Here is a 17,431-nt window from a genome sequence, read left to right on the forward strand (position 1 = left end):
AAAATGAAAAGATATTTATTTCTGATAGCGTTATTGATAGCATGGTCGGGAAGGGTAGTAGCCCAGTCGGTAACGGTAGATGCTACGATTGACTCTTTGCAGATTCTTATTGGAGAGCAGGCAAAGATAAAGCTTCAAGTATCTCTGGATGCCGATAAGCGTGCCATATTCCCGGTATATACCGATACGCTGGTGAATGGGGTTGAAATTATTGATGTGGCCAAGCTGGATACGCAACTGCTGAATGATGGCCGGCGTGCATTGATAACTCAAGAGTATACAGTTACCTCTTTCGACTCGGCTCTTTATTATCTGCCGCCTATGGAAGTGACAGTGGATAATGAGAAGTATCGCTCCAAAGCGTTGGCCTTGAAAGTATATTCGGTGAATGTCCCGTTAGACCCGGAGAATCCGGAACAGTTCTTCGGTCCCAAAACAGTGATGCAAGCGCCTTTTGCCTGGGAAGACTGGTATGGTCTTATGGCTTGTGGTGCGCTGATTATCCCGATAGGGATATTACTTGTCTATCTGATAATGCGCTTCTTCGACAATAAGCCTATTATCCGTAAGGTGAAGGTAGAACCTAAGCTGCCTCCCCATCAGTTGGCTATGCAGGAGATAGAACGTATCAAGAATGAGAAGGTATGGCAGAAAGGGGAACCGAAGGAATATTATACGGAATTGACTGATGCTCTTCGTACATATATAAAAGACCGTTTTGGTTTCAATGCTTTGGAAATGACTTCTACGGAAATCATAGATAAGTTGCTGGAAATGAAAGATAAGGAAGCTATATCAGATTTGCGTGAATTGTTCCAGACTGCTGATTTGGTGAAATTTGCCAAGCATAATCCATTGATGAACGAAAATGACGCTAACTTGATTAATGCCATTGACTTTATTAATGAAACCAAGGAGAAAGAAGAGGAGAATGCCAAGCCGCAGCCTACTGAGATTACCATTATCGAGAAACGTTCTTTGCGTACCAAGATTTTGCTGGGAGCGGGTATTGTGGTGTTGGCTGTAGCTCTTGCCTGTTCATTGATATATATCGGATTGGAGTTGTATAATTATTTTGCTTAATGCTGGAAAAGTGACTTCAATCGGATATACATGAGTGAAAAATGAAGGATGTTTGGAGCGAAGCTGAATTGTAAATCGTTAAATCGTACATAAATATGGTTTTTGCCAATATTGAATATTTATTTTTGCTGCTGTTGCTTATACCTTATATAGTATGGTATATTATGAAGCGGAAGAGTAGTGAAGCTACGCTTCAGATTTCGGATGCCCGTGTGTATGCCCATACCCCTAAAAGCTATAAGAACTATTTGTTGCATGTACCGTTTGTATTGCGGATAATTGCCTTGATACTGATTATTCTTGTTTTGGCACGTCCGCAAACCACCGATAGCTGGCAGAACAGTGAGATTGAGGGTATTGATATCATGCTTGCTATGGACGTTTCTACCAGTATGCTGGCCGAAGACCTGAAACCTAATCGGTTGGAAGCGGCGAAGGATGTGGCGGCAGAGTTTATTAACGGACGTCCGAATGACAATATAGGTATAACTTTGTTTGCTGGAGAAAGCTTTACGCAATGTCCGTTGACAGTAGACCATGCCGTATTGTTGAACTTGCTTAAAGATATGAAGTGTGGGCTGATTGAAGACGGAACGGCAATCGGTATGGGTATTGCCAATGCCGTTACCCGTTTGAAGGATAGCAAGGCAAAGTCGAAAGTCATTATTCTGCTGACGGACGGTGTCAATAATAAAGGTGATATTTCTCCTTTGACGGCTGCTGAAATAGCCAAGAGTTTTGGCATTCGCGTTTATACTATTGGGGTAGGAACCAATGGTATGGCTCCTTATCCTTATCCGGTAGGCGGAACAGTGCAATATGTCAATATGCCCGTCGAAATTGATGAAAAGACTTTGACACAGATTGCCGGAACAACGGAAGGTAACTATTTCCGTGCCACCAGCAACTCGAAGTTGAAGGAAGTGTACGAGGAGATAGACAAGCTGGAGAAAACAAAATTGAATGTAAAAGAATACAGCAAGCGCCAGGAAGAGTACCGCTGGTTTGCGTTGGCTGCTTTCTTGTGTGTATTACTGGAGGTACTGTTACGCAACTCTATATTGAAGAAGATACCGTAAAAACGGAGAATGTCTTTTAGTGTATCAGTCATTGCGTAGCCAAATTGTAAATTGTAAATTGCTAAATTGTAAATAAAAAGATGTTTCGATTTGAAGAACCTGCATATTTGTACTTGTTGCTGCTGCTGCCTTTATTGGCGGCCTTCTACTTGTACTCCAATTATCGGAGGAGGAAAGCCATTCGTAAATTTGGTGACCCTATACTGATGGCACAGCTAATGCCGGATGTTTCCAAATACCGTCCGGATGTGAAGTTTTGGTTGGTTTTTGCGGCTATCGGGTTGTTCACGGTACTGCTGGCACGTCCGCAGTTTGGTTCCAAACTGGAGACGGTAAAACGCCAGGGAGTGGAAGTGATGATTGCGTTGGATATATCCAATTCCATGCTGGCACAAGACGTACAGCCAAGCCGCTTGCAGAAGGCAAAACGGCTGGTGGCGCAGTTGGTAGATAAGATGCAGAATGACAAGGTCGGTATGATTGTTTTTGCAGGTGACGCATTTACCCAGTTACCTATTACGAGTGATTATATTTCTGCCAAGATGTTTTTGGAGTCCATCGACCCTTCGCTGATTTCCAAGCAAGGTACGGCAATTGGAGCTGCAATAAATCTGGCTGCCCGGAGTTTTACACCTCAAGAAGGAGTGGGACGTACTGTTATTGTCATCACCGACGGTGAAAACCATGAAGGTGGTGCCGTAGAAGCTGCTAAGGCTGCTGCAGAGAAAGGTATCCAGGTCAATGTATTAGGGGTAGGTATGCCTGAGGGTGCCCCCATTCCAATAGAGGGTACTAATGATTATCGTCGTGATCGTGAAGGTAATGTAATCGTTACTCGCTTGAATGAGCAGATGTGTCAGGAAATTGCTCAGGCAGGAAATGGTATTTATGTGCGCGTAGACAATACCAACGGTGCACAGAAAGCGATTAGTCAGGAAATCAACAAGATGGCAAAGGCAGATGTGGAAACACAGGTGTACACGGAATTCAATGAACAGTTTCAGGCAGTGGCATGGATTATTCTGCTGTTGTTACTGGCTGAGATGTTGATATTGGAGCGCAAGAATCCTCTGTTCCGCAACATTCATTTATTCTCTAATAAGAAATGATGCGTATGTTACAGAAAAAGTATATTGGAATAGTTTTGCTGCTGTTAGTGGCAGTTTCAGCTTCTGCACAGAAGGCGGAACGCGATTATATCCGTAAGGGAAACCGTTTTTTTAAGGATAGCGTATATGTGGATGCAGAAGTGAACTATCGGAAGGCTTTGGAGGTAAACCCGAAGTCAACGGTTTCCATGTTCAACCTGGGAAATACATTGACCCAGCAGAACAAGCTGCAGGAAGCGATGGAGCAATATGTGGGAGCTACCAAGATAGAAAAGGACAAATCGAACTTAGCACAGATTTATCATAATATGGGAGTCATCTTTCATTCTCAGAAGGATTATGCAAAGGCGGTAGAAGCCTATAAGGAGTCGTTACGCAATAATCCGAAAGATGATGAAACGCGCTATAACCTTGCTTTGGCACAGAAACAATTGCAAGACCAGCAGCAGAACCAGGATCAGAATCAAGATCAGGATAAACAGGACCAACAGAAGGAGCAGGATAAACAGCAGGATCAGCAGAAAGACCAGCAACAGAATCAAGACCAGCAACAACAACCTTCTCAGCCGGAAAAGAAAGATAATGAGATGTCTAAGGAAAATGCCGAGCAGCTGTTAAACTCTGTCATGCAAGACGAGAAGGATGTGCAGGATAAAGTGAAAAAGCAGCAGGTACTTCAAGGAGGTCGTCTGGAAAAAGATTGGTAACAAACATAATAGGAATAATATATGAGAAAAATAGTTTTCTTATGGATAGCACTGATTGCAGTCAGTATGAATGCCTTTGCCGATGGCAAGGTATCGTTTACTGCGTCCGCTCCTGACGCTGTGGCGGTAGGAGACCAGTTCAGACTGTCGTATACGGTGACTACACAAAAGGTAAGGGACTTTCGTGCTCCTTCTATGAAGGGATTTGATGTGTTGATGGGGCCCAGCCGCTCGCAACAGAGTAGCGTGCAGATGATTAATGGGCAGACGACTTCAACCAGCAGTATTACATTCACTTATATTTTAATGGCGACTGCAGAAGGTGATTTTACTATTCCAGGAGCCACTATCACTGCTGATGGTAACCAAATGGTTTCGAATTCTGTACAAGTAAGGGTTCTTCCGGCAGATCAGGCTGCTAATGGAGCTTCTGGAAATGGTGGCAAACAGAGTGAGGGCACTGCCAGCCGCGCTTCTTCCGGGACATCTGTATCGAATAGTGATTTGTTTATTACAGCTACTGCCAGTAAGATGACGGTGTATGAACAAGAGGCTTTTCTGCTGACATACAAGATATATACCTTGGTGGACTTACGTATGTTTGATAATGTGAAATTGCCTGACTTCAAAGGATTCCATTCTCAGGAAGTAGAATTGCCTAATGACAGAAGATGGGGATTGGAGCATTATAAAGGTAGAAATTATCAGTCTACAATCTATCGTCAGTTTGTGTTGTTCCCGCAACAAGACGGTAAGCTGACAATTGATGCAGCACGCTTTGATGCTTCCATTGCAAAGGCTACACAAGTTGCTGATCCGTTCGAGGCATTTTTCAATGGAGGAAGCAATTACGTAGAAGTTAAAAAGACAATTTTGACTCCGCAACTGACAATTGACGTAAAGCCCTTGCCGGCAGGTAAGCCAGCCGATTTTTCGGGAGGAGTGGGAGAGTTCAATATAACTTCTTCTATCAATAGTACAAATGTCAAGACCAATGATGCTGTTACTGTCAAACTTGTCATTTCTGGTACCGGTAATCTGAAATTGCTCTCTAATCCGGAAGTTAAATTCCCCGAGGATTTTGAAGTATATGATCCGAAGGTGGACAATAAATTCCGTCTGACAAATTCGGGCCTCTCCGGTAGCAAGGTCATTGAGTATCTGGCAATTCCTCGTAATGCGGGAACTTATAAGATTCCTGCCGTAAAGTTCAGTTATTTTGATATTAATTCCCGTTCGTATAAAACGTTGACTACGGAAGAGTATGAATTGCATGTGGAAAAGGGAGCAGGCAATGCTGCTCAGACTATTGCAAACTTTACAAGCAAGGAAGAGTTGAAAGTATTGAACGAGGATATTCGTTTTATCAAGCAGAATAATGTTACTCTGTCTCCCAAAGGTGATTTCTTCTTCGGTTCGTTGACGTATTGGTTACTTTATTTGATACCGGGTATTGCATTCATTACATTCTTTATCATCTATCGTAAGCAAATAGCAGCCAATGCAAATGTAGCAAAGATGCGTACCAAGAAAGCCAATAAAGTGGCGGTGAAACGTATGAAGCAAGCTGGTAAATTATTGGTTGAGAATAAGAAAGATGCGTTTTATGATGAGGTTTTGAAGGCTCTTTGGGGGTATATCAGTGATAAACTGAACATTCCGGTATCCCGTTTGTCTAAGGATAATATCGAAGAGGAACTTCGTAATTATGGTGTGAATGATGCGTTGATAAAGGAATTCCTCGATGCATTGAATAACTGTGAGTTTGCCCGCTTTGCTCCGGGTGATGATAACCAGGCTATGGATAAGGTATATTCAGCTTCTTTGGAAGTTATCAGTAAAATGGAAAACTCGATAAAACATTAATCAGGAGGAAATGGTAATGAATAAAATATTGTTTTTTACTCTTAGTCTAGTGATGGCAATTACTGCCTATGGGCAGAATTCTGCATCTGTAGATACATTACAGACTGCTAGTGACTCTACATCCGTCGGTTCACATGCGGAATTCTCTGCTGCAAGGCAAGAAAGCAATGTGACAAAGGCTGAAGGTGACAGCGCTTATATACGGAATGATTATGCTTCTGCCATTCAAATATATGAGAATCTGTTAAAGAAGGGAGAGGCTGCAGAGGTCTATTATAATCTTGGCAACAGTTATTATAAGGCAGATGATATAGCAAGAGCTATATTGAATTATGAGCGTGCCTTGTTGTTGGAACCTGGTAATGCTGATATTCGTGCAAATTTGGAGATAGCACGTTCTAAGACAATCGATAAGGTAATCCCAATTCCTGAGGTTTTCTTTGTATCTTGGACTAAATCGTTGATTAATTGTCTTAGCGTAGACGCATGGGCTAAGTTGGGGATTGTGTTCTTTGTACTATTACTCGTTTCGTTCTATCTCTTTTTCTTTTCAAAACAGATTACGGGAAAGAAAGTGGGATTTATTGCAGGAATAGTATTCCTGGTTCTTGTTATATTGAGTAATGTGTTTGCTGCTCAGCAAAAAGGCGAACTGATGGAACGTAACGAAGCTATAGTGTTGGCACCTAGTGTCACAGTGCGTAGTACTCCCAGTGAAAGTGGTACAAGTCTGTTCATTCTTCATGAGGGACGTAAAGTTGAGATAAAAGACAACTCTATGCGTGAATGGAAAGAAATTCGTTTGGAAGATGGTAAAGTAGGGTGGGTTCCAGCTTCTGCCATAGAAGGTATTTAAATTTTCCCTGTATTCTAAAAACAGCTCGTATAAACCCGATAATTCTGCTTTATACGAGCTGTTTCTGTCTATTTTTAGGAGCTTTTTCTCTGTACTTATAATTCTGCATACTTGAAAATGATTATTTTTTGGAGAGGCAATATTCTTTTTGAAAAAAGATAAAGAAATAGTTTGTTTTATCCTTTTTTTTCCTTAAGTTTATAGCGTGATAATAAAAAGTACAGAGTATTAACCATTAAATTTATGAATATGAGAACAATAACATTTAATGAATTACGTAAGATTAAAGACTCATTGCCTAGTGGTAGTATGCATAGAATAGCCGATGAACTTGGACTGAATGTTGACACTGTAAGAAATTTTTTCGGTGGACACAATTTTAAGGAGGGGAAAAGTGTTGGGATTCACTTGGAACCTGGACCAGATGGTGGATTGGTTATGATTGATGATACTACTGTTTTAGAGCGAGCTTTAAAAATTTTAGATGAAATGGCAGGTAAGACTGAAGAAGCTGTTCGAGCTTAAGAAGAGAAAGTTAGATAGAATCCCAATTGCTGACAACAATTGGGATTTCTTGTTTGTTTTAATCTCAAAATCAATGATATATGGAAGATAAATTAGTTACTTTGGCAATCTTAACGTACGCGAAAGCTCAAATATTGAAAAATGTTCTTGAAAATGAAGGTATTGAGACTTATATTCACAATGTAAACCAGATACAACCGGTTGTTTCTTCTGGCGTACGTGTACGTATTAAGGAGAGTGACTTACCTCATGCTCTGAAAATTACTGAAAGCTCTGCGTGGTTATCTGAAGAGGTAGTGGGGGGGAAGTCACCTAAACTGGAGAAGGTTAGTAATAAAGTGCTGATTCCAGTGGATTTTTCCAATTATTCTTTGAAGGCTTGCGAGTTCGGTTTCAATTTCGCTCAGAATATAGGTGCAGAAGTTGTTTTGCTACATGTTTATTTTACTCCTATATATGCAACTTCTTTGCCATACGGAGACGTATTTAACTATCAGCTAAGTGATGAGGAGAATGTAAGGAGTATCTTACAAAAAGTTCATGCTGATTTGAATGCATTATCTGATAAAGTAAAAGAGAAGGTAGCTTCCGGCGAGTTTCCAGATATTAAATATACTTGTGTTTTGCGTGAAGGTATTCCTGAAGAAGAGGTACTCCGCTATACCAAGGAATATCGGCCACGCATTATCATAATGGGAACTCGTGGTAAAAGTCAGAAGGATATTGATTTGATCGGCAGTGTAACGGCTGAAGTGATTGAACGTAGCCGTGTACCGGTATTGGCCATTCCTGAAAATACTCCATTCAAGCAATTTTCTGAAGCTAAGCGTATTGCATTCATTACTAATTTTGATCAACGTGATTTAATAGCTTTTGATTCGCTAATAAATAATCTGAAATCATTTAAGTTTTCAGTGTCTCTGATACATCTTTCAGATGTTCAGAATACATGGAATGAAATAAAACTGGCTGGTATTAAGGAATATTTTCAAAAACAATATCCACAATTGGAAATATACTATGATGTGGTAAAGAACGATAATCTGCTTAGTAGTTTAGACAGTTATATCAAAAGTAATCATATTGATATTATAACATTAACTTCTTATAAAAGAAATATATTTTCGCGCTTATTTAACCCTGGCATTGCCAGAAAGATGATTTTCCATTCTGATACACCATTGTTGGTAATTTACGGAAGACCGAATTAGGTGTTGAATATAGGTATATATGGTTTCTATTCAATATCAGCATTATGTTTAATATAGCGCTGGAATAATTTAATCTAATTTTAATTTCTTCTCTCCCTCACTTAAGAAATAACATTCTTTACTTAATGATATAACAATAATAAAAGCCTAATTAATAATTTAATTAGGCTTTTATTATTATGAAAGTATTACATCAACTTTTCAATTTCTTCGAATTCAGGGCCCATTTGCAAATTATAATACACTCTATACAGACCATTTAACCACAAATCTTTTTGATCAGGTTTCAGTTCTCTTGCCTTTTCATAATAAGGTTTTGCCTTTTCATAGAAAGTCTTCAGAGTAGCCTGGTCTTCTTTATACTTCGGATCATTAATATCTGTAGTTGCTTTTTCTGAGAAATCTTGTGCTTGTAAGCAGTAAATCAAGCCTAAATTAGAGTATGCTTCTGCATAATTAGGATCTACTTCTATAGTTTTTTTATAGAATTCAATAGCTTTATCATAGTCCTTCATATTGTGATAAAGGTAGCCTTTTACATACAAATAGAATGTATTGTTAGGATCTTTAGCCAACATATCATCAGCAAACTGCATAGCTTCGTCATATTTGTTGTTATTGCTATAATAATCAATCAAGTGACCGAAGAAGAATGAATGTTCAGGATATTTCTGGATACCTTCTTTTAAAGAAGCAATCCATTTAACAGTATCACCTTCAGCTTTCAATGCAGTAGAGATAAATTCCATTGCGTATTTCCCAACTTCTTTATCATCTTGCGCATAAGGAGCATACTTCAAAATACTAGGATAATCTTCCATCTTAGCAGCTGCTAAACTTGCATAATATGCTATTTGGGGTAATACAGTATCTGTTTGTAATAGATTTTCCTTTTCAAACATCGGGTTGATAGCAATATCAATGTATGTTGCAAAGAAATCTAATGCTTTTTTATTGTCTTCATTGGCTGCATCGCCTTCTTTCTGTGAGGCCAAATTAAAGAATTGGATACCGCCATTGATCAGATTACCGCGTTCTGCTAAAATTGTAGCAGAATTAGATTTTCTATATTTATTCTTGATTTTGCCCTTTTCATTGGGAATTTGTGCCAATTCGTCACATTTGAAGTAGAATTTACACATGTTCAATGCGCTATTATATACCTGAAGAGTGTCATAAGGTTTTCTCAGATAGGCATTTTCCATTTCTTTCTCACTTCTTTTTCTTTGGATAAGACCTGCTACATCCCACGTTTCGGCATTGTCCTTTGTTTCGGGATTGGTTAAAGCCTGATTTATCAGTTCCTCTGCTTTGGCAAAGTCAGGATTTACTCCGTTAGCAATACTTTTAGCCTCTTTTACGTTCTTTTCTTGGGCGAAAGTAAAGCTTGCGACAAGTAGTAAAACCATTGAAAATAATACTCTTTTCATGATTGTAGAAAATTTAAATTAATATTATGTCTATTCTTCATTTTCATTGTTTACCTCGTTCTGAGGGCTTTCAAGGGTATTTTCTTCCCCCTCCTCTATAAGTTCCTCTTCATTTTCTGAAGTGACTTTACATACAGAGCCGATTTCGTCATTACGTTTCTCAAGGTTGATTAGACGCACACCTTGTGTAGCACGTCCCATGATACGAACATCGGCGACTTTCAGACGGATGGTAATACCGGATTTATTAATAATCATCAAGTCATTTTCATCTGTAACAGACTTGATAGTTACTAATTTACCCGTTTTATCGGTGATATTCATTGTTTTCACACCTTTACCTCCACGATTGGTCTTGCGATAATCTTCAATATCCGAACGTTTGCCATATCCTTGTTCCGATACAACCATAATTGTTTCCGCTTCAGGATCTTTGATGCATATCATACCTACTACTTCGTCTTGACCGTCTTCATCCAATGTCATACCACGTACACCGGTGGCAGTACGTCCCATAACGCGCACAGCACTTTCATGGAAACGAATGGCACGTCCGTTACGGTTGGCAATGATGATTTCATTGTCGCCGTTTGTCATACGCACTTCGATTACACGGTCGTCTTCACGGATAGTGATAGCATTTACACCATTTTGGCGAGGACGTGAATACTGCTCAAGCAATGTTTTCTTAATGACACCATTCTTAGTACAGAACAATACATAATGGCTGTTGATAAATTCTTGGTCGTTCAGGTTCTTCACGCGCAAATAGGCGTTTACAGCATCGTCAGAGTCGATATTCAACAAATTCTGGATGGCACGACCTTTCGAATTCTTAGTACCTTCGGGGATTTCGTATACCTTCAGCCAGTAACACTTACCTTTCTGTGTAAAGAACATCATGGTATTATGCATGGTTGCAGGATAAATATGCTCTACAAAGTCTGCATCGCGGGTTTCGGTACCTTTGGAGCCTACCCCACCACGGTTTTGCGCACGGAATTCGCTCAGCGGTGTGCGTTTGATGTATCCCATGTGCGAGATGGTGATAATCATTTCATCATCTGCATAGAAGTCTTCCGGATTGAATTCTTCTGATGAATAGACAATTTCCGAGCGACGTTCGTCACCATACTTCTCTTTTACTTCAATCAGTTCATCTTTAATGACTTTGCGGCAGAGTTCGTCATTGACAAGGATTTCTTCCAAATAAGCAATCTGCTTCTGAATTTCCTCATATTCGGCGTGCAGCTGGTCTTGCATCAATCCTGTGAGCTGACGCAAACGCATTTCAACAATGGCACGTGACTGAATTTCACTGAGTTGGAATCGCTCCATCAAACCTGATATAGCATCATTCGGGGTTTTAGCAGCACGGATAATCTTGATTACTTCGTCGATATTATCAGATGCAATGATTAATCCTTCCAGAATATGTGCACGTTCTTTGGCCTTGCGCAAATCATACTGAGTACGGCGGATGACTACGTCGTGTCTGTGCTCAACGAAGTGTTTTATCAAATCTTTCAGATTCAACAGACGTGGACGGCCATGTACCAATGCAACATTGTTCACACCAAAAGATGTCTGCAGCATTGTCATCTTGTAGAGCTTGTTGAGTACAATGCTGGCATTTGCATCACGTTTTACATCAATAACGATACGCATACCTTCACGGTCGGATTCGTCATTAGCATTGGCAATACCTTCAATTTTCTTTTCGTTGGCCAGATCGGCTATATTCTTAATCAATTCAGCTTTGTTGACACCATAGGGAATTTCTGTCACAACGATTTTATCGTGCGTCGAACCAGTCTCAATTTCGGCTCTAGCACGCATTATGACACGTCCGCGTCCCGTGAGATAGGCTTCGCGAACACCGCTCATACCGTATATATAGCCTCCGGTCGGGAAATCAGGAGCTTTGACATACGTCATCAGCTCTTCTATATCGATGTCATTGTTTTCAATGTATGCAATACAAGCGTCAATAACCTCAGATAGATTATGGGTCGGCATATTGGTAGCCATACCTACGGCAATACCAGATGCACCATTTACCAAAAGATTCGGAATACGGGCCGGCATGACGGTAGGCTCTTGCAAAGAGTCATCGAAATTGTTCTGCATGTCAACAGTCTCTTTCTCAAGGTCTGTCATCATGTCTTCACCAATTTTTCGCAAACGACACTCTGTATAACGCATGGCAGCAGCACTGTCACCGTCTACTGAACCGTAGTTACCTTGTCCATCTACCAACATGTAACGCATTGCCCAAGGCTGAGCCATACGTACAAGAGCTCCGTAAACGGACGAGTCGCCATGAGGGTGATATTTACCTAATACTTCACCTACAACTCTGGCTGATTTTTTATAAGGTTTGTCGGAGGTATTTCCTAATCCCATCATTCCGAAAAGAATTCTTCGGTGAACGGGTTTAAAACCATCTCTAACATCCGGAAGGGCACGTGAAACAATGACCGACATAGAGTAGTCAATGTACGATGACTTCATTTCCTCCTCGATGTTAATCTTTATAATTCTGTCTTGTTCAAGCATTTAAAAAGATTATTAATTATACATTTTCGGGTTCGTGAAAAACCACGCTAAAGTACTGCTTTTTTACGATATACAAAAGTTTTCCTCCATAAACTTTGTTGCCTGCAACATAAATATGGAAGTACTCCCTCCCTTCCTCACCAAATTGCTATTAATATATAAGGTATAAAGTGGAAAAACAGATTTGAAATTTATGGCACGGGATTTGTATACTATTAAATCAGTTAAATATGATACGCTGAATTAATAAATGCGTATCTTTGTCGTGGATAACCTTTTTAATTGAGGAGAATTATAAAATATGAACAATCAATTTTCACAAAGAGTTTCAGACATAATTACTTATAGCAAGGAAGAAGCCAATCGATTGAGAAATCGCTATATTGGTCCGGAACACCTTCTGCTCGGCATGCTGCGTGATGGCGGAGGAAAAGCTATTGAAATATTGTTGAAACTTGATATAGATTTAAAACGAGTAAAAAGTCGTCTGGAGGGTTTCCTAAAGGATGCCGAGGACGATACTCTCTTGCCGGACGCTGAAGTGCCCTTGTCCCCGATGACGGCTAAGATATTGAAGATGTGTATGCTTGAAGCGCGTTTGCTGAAAAGTGCAACTGCCGATACGGAACATGTATTGCTGGCTATCTTGAAAGATGGCGACAATCTTGCTGCAACTGTTTTGGAAGAACACCGGGTGGATTATCAGGCTGTATTTGAACAGCTTTCGATGAAATCGACCAATCCGAATGCGGGAATGGGATTCACCGAGGATGATGAAGAGGATGAAGAAGATATGAATATGTCCCGCTCCTCCCGTACTGGGGGAGCTGGTTCGGCTTCGGCTGCACAGGCTGCATCCAGAAAGCCGTCCAATGATACTCCTGTGCTGGACAATTTCGGCGTAGACATGACGCGGGCTGCCGAAGAAGGCAAGCTGGACCCGGTTGTGGGTCGCGAACGCGAGATTGAACGTCTGGCGCAAATCTTGAGCCGCCGTAAGAAGAACAATCCGGTGCTTATCGGTGAACCTGGAGTCGGAAAATCTGCCATCGTAGAGGGTTTGGCATTGCGTATTGTGCAAAAGAAAGTTTCGCGCATTTTGTTTGAAAAGCGCGTGGTGATGCTTGATATGGCCTCTGTGGTGGCGGGAACAAAATACCGTGGTCAGTTTGAGGAACGTATCCGCTCTATCATCAACGAGTTGCAGAAAAATCCGAATGTCATCCTTTTCATCGATGAAATCCATACGATTGTAGGTGCCGGTGCTGCTGCCGGTTCCATGGATGCTGCCAATATGCTGAAACCAGCTTTAGCGCGTGGTGAAATACAGTGTATTGGAGCTACCACTCTCGATGAATACAGAAAGAATATCGAGAAAGACGGTGCTTTGGAACGTCGTTTCCAAAAGGTGATTGTAGAGCCTACCACAGCTGAAGAAACGCTTCAGATATTGAAGAATATCAAGGAGAAGTATGAAGACCATCATAACGTGAGCTACACGGATGAAGCCTTGGAAGCATGTGTCAAGTTGTCAGCACGCTATATAACCGACCGCAACTTCCCGGATAAAGCTATTGATGCTTTGGACGAGGCGGGTTCGCGTGTGCATTTGACGAATATTAATGTTCCGAAAGAAATTGAGGAACAGGAAAAGCTGATTGAAGAGGCACGTAGCCTGAAGGCTGAAGCTGTAAAGTCACAGAATTTTGAGCTGGCTGCCAGCTACCGCGACCGTGAGAAGGAACTTTCTGTCCGCTTGGAGGAGATGAAGGTTGAGTGGGAAGCCCGTTTGAAGGATGACCGCCAAACGGTAGGTGAAGAGGAAATAGCCAATGTTATTTCAATGATGTCCGGTGTACCCGTACAGCGCATGGCGCAGGCAGAAGGACTTAAACTGGCCGGAATGAAGGAAGAACTACAGGCGAAGGTGATAGCTCAAGATGCTGCGATAGAGAAACTTACCAAAGCAATCTTGCGTAGCCGTGTAGGGTTGAAAGACCCGAACCATCCCATCGGAACTTTTATGTTCCTTGGCCCTACTGGTGTGGGTAAGACGCATTTGGCAAAGCAATTGGCAAAATATATGTTTGGCTCTGCCGATGCCTTGATACGTATCGATATGAGCGAGTATATGGAGAAATACACCGTATCTCGTATGATTGGTGCCGCTCCGGGATATGTGGGCTATGAGGAAGGCGGCCAGTTGACTGAAAAGGTGCGTCGCAAGCCGTATTCCATTGTCTTGCTGGATGAGATTGAGAAAGCCCATCCGGACGTGTTCAACATCTTGCTCCAGGTACTGGATGAAGGTCGTTTGACTGACAATTATGGCAGAACCATCGATTTCAAGAATACGGTTATCATTATGACCTCCAATATCGGTACGCGGCAGTTGAAGGAGTTTGGCCGTGGCGTAGGTTTTGCGGCGCAAAACCGCACGGATGACAATGAACATTCGCGCAGTGTGATACAAAAGGCTCTGAACAAGACTTTTGCTCCCGAATTTTTGAATCGTTTGGATGAAATCATTACTTTCGACCAGCTCTCCTTGGAGGCTATCACAAAGATTGTGGACATTGAGCTGAAAGGCTTGTACGAACGGGTTGAAGCAATTGGTTACAAGCTGGTTGTGGAGGATGATGCAAAGACATTCCTTGCTTCGAAAGGGTACGATGTACAGTTTGGTGCGCGCCCATTGAAGCGTGCCATTCAGAACCACTTGGAGGATGGACTTTCCGAGCTGATAGTGGCGGCAGAGTTACAGCCGGGTGATACGGTAAATGTATCAGTAGACAAAGAAAAAGATGAGCTGAGCATCAAGAAGGTATAAGCAGTTCTTTATAAAAACCGTCAAAATGTCAGTCCTTATGGGCTGGCATTTTTTTTGTGCTATATCTGCCGGAATAATTAAAAATATAAATCTAAAAAATATAAATGTAGTATGCAAAAAGGTAATATTGGGGTAACTACTGAGAATATCTTCCCCGTCATTAAAAAATTCTTGTATAGTGATCATGAAATTTTTCTCCGTGAGTTGGTTTCTAACGCGGTTGATGCTACACAGAAGCTGAAAACACTCTCCTCTATCGGTGAGTTCAAGGGTGAAGTTGGCGATTTAACCGTACATGTTTCGCTGGGAAAAGATACCATTACGGTGTCCGATCATGGTATTGGGCTTACGGCTGAAGAAATAGACAAGTATATTAACCAGATAGCTTTCTCTGGTGCCAATGACTTCCTTGAGAAATATAAAAACGATGCCAATGCCATCATCGGTCATTTTGGATTGGGGTTCTATTCGGCTTTTATGGTTGCCAAGAAAGTCGAAATCATCACTAAGTCCTATCAGGAAGGCGCCCAGGCTGTAAAGTGGACTTGCGATGGCAGTCCGGAGTTTACGATTGAAGACACTGATAAGGCTGAACGTGGTACGGATATCGTTCTCTATATAGACGATGACTGCAAGGAGTTCCTTGAAGAAGCGCGCATTTCTTCTTTGTTGAAGAAGTATTGCAGCTTCCTCCCTATTCCGGTTGCATTCGGCAAGAAGAAAGAATGGAAAGACGGCAAGCAGGTTGAAACTGCCGAGGATAATATCATCAATGACTCCAACCCGTTGTGGACGCTGAAACCCAGCGAATTGAAAGATGAAGATTACAAGAAGTTCTACCGTGACCTTTATCCTATGTCCGACGAACCTTTATTCTGGATTCATCTGAATGTGGATTATCCGTTCCACCTTACCGGTATTCTGTACTTCCCCAAAGTGAAAAGCAACATCGAGTTGAACAAGAATAAGATTCAGCTTTATTGCAACCAGGTATATGTGACGGATTCGGTAGAAGGTATTGTTCCCGACTTCTTGACCCTGCTGCATGGTGTGCTCGATTCACCGGACATTCCATTGAACGTTTCCCGTTCTTATTTGCAGAGCGATGCCAACGTGAAGAAGATTTCTACATATATCACGAAGAAGGTGTCAGACCGTTTGCAGTCTATCTTCAAGAATGACCGTAAACAGTTTGAGGAAAAGTGGAATGACTTGAAAATCTTCATCAACTACGGAATGCTTACGCAGGAAGATTTCTATGATAGAGCCAAGGATTTTGCCCTTTTCACCGATACAGACAGCAAATATTATACTTTCGAAGAGTATAAGACGTTGATTAAAGATAACCAGACGGATAAGGATGGAAATCTGATTTATCTGTATGCCAACAATAAAGATGAACAATACAGCTACATAGAGGCCGCTACGAATAAAGGATACAATGTGCTGTTGATGGATGGACAGCTGGACATTGCGGTGGTGAGCATGTTGGAACAGAAGTTCGAAAAGGTTCGCTTCACTCGTGTAGACAGCGATATTATTGATAATCTGATTGTCAAGGAAGACAAGAAGAACGAAGCGTTGGAAGCCGGCAAGCAGGAAGTTCTTTCTTCCATCTTCAAGAGCCAGTTGCCCAAGATGGATAAGACGGAGTTCAACATCACGGCGCAGGCTTTGGGCGAAAATGCCACTCCTATCATGATAACTCAGAGCGAGTACATGCGCCGTATGAAGGAAATGGCGAATATCCAGGCTGGAATGAGCTTCTATGGCGAAATGCCGGATATGTTTAACCTGGTATTGAATTCAGACCATAAGCTGGTAAAAGAAGTTCTGGCAGATGAAGATAAGGAATGTGCTGCTGCCGTTGCTCCGGTTCAGGCAGAGATGGATGAAGTGAACAAGCAGCGTACTGACCTGAAAAAGAAGCAGGAAGGCAAGAAAGATGAGGATATACCGACTGCCGAAAAGGATAAAGTGAATGAGCTGGATAAGAAGTGGGACGAACTGAAAACACAGAAAGAAGGCATCTTCGCCGATTATGCTGCCAAGAATAAGGTTGTCCGTCAACTGATAGATTTGGCACTGCTGCAGAATGGTATGTTGAAAGGTGAAGCTTTGAACAACTTTGTCAAGAGAAGCATTGACCTGATAAAATAAGCCCCTTTAAATTTGC

The 17,431-nt window shown here is 41.4% G+C and carries 12 protein-coding genes; 10 read left to right on the forward strand and 2 right to left on the reverse strand.

Annotation, left to right across the window (positions count from 1 at the left end; translation table 11 throughout):
* Positions 1-3 precede the first annotated feature (3 nt).
* From DWX62_RS10800 to DWX62_RS10835, 8 genes are all read left to right on the forward strand, one after another.
* The gene (locus DWX62_RS10800) at positions 4-1,083 is read left to right on the forward strand and encodes a hypothetical protein (protein WP_035448568.1); all 1,080 of its coding nucleotides are present in this window, start codon (positions 4-6) and stop codon (positions 1,081-1,083) included.
* A 95-nt stretch (positions 1,084-1,178) separates the two neighbouring features.
* The gene (locus tag DWX62_RS10805) at positions 1,179-2,162 is read left to right on the forward strand and encodes a VWA domain-containing protein (protein WP_117681144.1); all 984 of its coding nucleotides are present in this window, start codon (positions 1,179-1,181) and stop codon (positions 2,160-2,162) included.
* 80 nt (positions 2,163-2,242) lie between these two features.
* On the forward strand, positions 2,243-3,271 hold the full coding sequence (locus DWX62_RS10810; protein ID WP_005827751.1) for a VWA domain-containing protein: 1,029 nt from the start codon (positions 2,243-2,245) through the stop codon (positions 3,269-3,271).
* Entirely contained in the window at positions 3,268-3,978 is a 711-nt protein-coding gene (locus DWX62_RS10815; RefSeq protein WP_008664501.1) for a tetratricopeptide repeat protein, read from the forward strand. The genes DWX62_RS10810 and DWX62_RS10815 overlap by 4 nt, the downstream gene beginning before the upstream one ends.
* A 21-nt stretch (positions 3,979-3,999) precedes the next feature.
* Positions 4,000-5,844, forward strand: a complete 1,845-nt coding sequence (locus tag DWX62_RS10820) for a BatD family protein (RefSeq protein ID WP_120172829.1) — start codon at positions 4,000-4,002, stop codon at positions 5,842-5,844.
* Positions 5,845-5,854: 10 nt separating this feature from the next.
* The gene (locus DWX62_RS10825; RefSeq protein ID WP_022402395.1) at positions 5,855-6,700 is read left to right on the forward strand and encodes a tetratricopeptide repeat protein; all 846 of its coding nucleotides are present in this window, start codon (positions 5,855-5,857) and stop codon (positions 6,698-6,700) included.
* Positions 6,701-6,949: 249 nt separating this feature from the next.
* Positions 6,950-7,225, forward strand: a complete 276-nt coding sequence (locus DWX62_RS10830; protein WP_085929906.1) for a DNA-binding protein — start codon at positions 6,950-6,952, stop codon at positions 7,223-7,225.
* A gap of 80 nt (positions 7,226-7,305) precedes the next feature.
* Entirely contained in the window at positions 7,306-8,436 is a 1,131-nt protein-coding gene (locus tag DWX62_RS10835) for a universal stress protein (RefSeq protein WP_005827758.1), read from the forward strand.
* A 188-nt stretch (positions 8,437-8,624) separates the two neighbouring features.
* Here DWX62_RS10835 and DWX62_RS10840 read toward each other — a convergent pair whose 3' ends face one another.
* Both DWX62_RS10840 and gyrA read right to left on the reverse strand, forming a co-directional pair.
* Positions 8,625-9,866 carry a tetratricopeptide repeat protein gene (locus tag DWX62_RS10840; protein WP_005837195.1) on the reverse strand — a complete coding sequence of 414 codons (1,242 nt, stop codon included), beginning with the start codon at positions 9,864-9,866 and terminating at the stop codon, positions 8,625-8,627.
* 30 nt (positions 9,867-9,896) lie between these two features.
* A complete protein-coding gene (gyrA, locus tag DWX62_RS10845; protein WP_005827761.1) occupies positions 9,897-12,425 on the reverse strand; it encodes a DNA gyrase subunit A in 2,529 nt (842 codons plus the stop codon).
* Positions 12,426-12,726: 301 nt separating this feature from the next.
* Here gyrA and DWX62_RS10850 point away from each other — a divergent pair, with 301 nt between their 5' ends.
* Positions 12,727-15,255 carry an ATP-dependent Clp protease ATP-binding subunit gene (locus tag DWX62_RS10850; protein ID WP_120172830.1) on the forward strand — a complete coding sequence of 843 codons (2,529 nt, stop codon included), beginning with the start codon at positions 12,727-12,729 and terminating at the stop codon, positions 15,253-15,255.
* A 111-nt stretch (positions 15,256-15,366) separates the two neighbouring features.
* Positions 15,367-17,415, forward strand: coding sequence for a molecular chaperone HtpG (htpG, locus tag DWX62_RS10855; protein WP_009038377.1), 2,049 nt, complete (start codon positions 15,367-15,369; stop codon positions 17,413-17,415).
* Positions 17,416-17,431 lie beyond the last annotated feature (16 nt).

Origin of the sequence: Bacteroides sp. AF20-13LB (assembly GCF_003603065.1) — a bacterium.
In the GTDB taxonomy this organism is placed as follows: Bacteria; Bacteroidota; Bacteroidia; order Bacteroidales; family Bacteroidaceae; genus Bacteroides; species Bacteroides uniformis.

What these genes read in the sequence shown, in the direction of transcription:
- DWX62_RS10820 (WP_120172829.1), top strand. Translation starts at nt 4,000, where the DNA reads ATGAGAAAAATAGTTTTCTTATGGATAGCACTGATTGCAGTCAGTATG.
- htpG (WP_009038377.1), top strand. Translation starts at nt 15,367, where the DNA reads ATGCAAAAAGGTAATATTGGGGTAACTACTGAGAATATCTTCCCCGTC.
- DWX62_RS10825 (WP_022402395.1), top strand. Translation starts at nt 5,855, where the DNA reads ATGGTAATGAATAAAATATTGTTTTTTACTCTTAGTCTAGTGATGGCA.
- gyrA (WP_005827761.1), bottom strand. Translation starts at nt 12,425, where the DNA reads ATGCTTGAACAAGACAGAATTATAAAGATTAACATCGAGGAGGAAATG.
- DWX62_RS10800 (WP_035448568.1), top strand. Translation starts at nt 4, where the DNA reads ATGAAAAGATATTTATTTCTGATAGCGTTATTGATAGCATGGTCGGGA.
- DWX62_RS10805 (WP_117681144.1), top strand. Translation starts at nt 1,179, where the DNA reads ATGGTTTTTGCCAATATTGAATATTTATTTTTGCTGCTGTTGCTTATA.
- DWX62_RS10815 (WP_008664501.1), top strand. Translation starts at nt 3,268, where the DNA reads ATGATGCGTATGTTACAGAAAAAGTATATTGGAATAGTTTTGCTGCTG.
- DWX62_RS10850 (WP_120172830.1), top strand. Translation starts at nt 12,727, where the DNA reads ATGAACAATCAATTTTCACAAAGAGTTTCAGACATAATTACTTATAGC.
- DWX62_RS10830 (WP_085929906.1), top strand. Translation starts at nt 6,950, where the DNA reads ATGAGAACAATAACATTTAATGAATTACGTAAGATTAAAGACTCATTG.
- DWX62_RS10810 (WP_005827751.1), top strand. Translation starts at nt 2,243, where the DNA reads ATGTTTCGATTTGAAGAACCTGCATATTTGTACTTGTTGCTGCTGCTG.
- DWX62_RS10840 (WP_005837195.1), bottom strand. Translation starts at nt 9,866, where the DNA reads ATGAAAAGAGTATTATTTTCAATGGTTTTACTACTTGTCGCAAGCTTT.
- DWX62_RS10835 (WP_005827758.1), top strand. Translation starts at nt 7,306, where the DNA reads ATGGAAGATAAATTAGTTACTTTGGCAATCTTAACGTACGCGAAAGCT.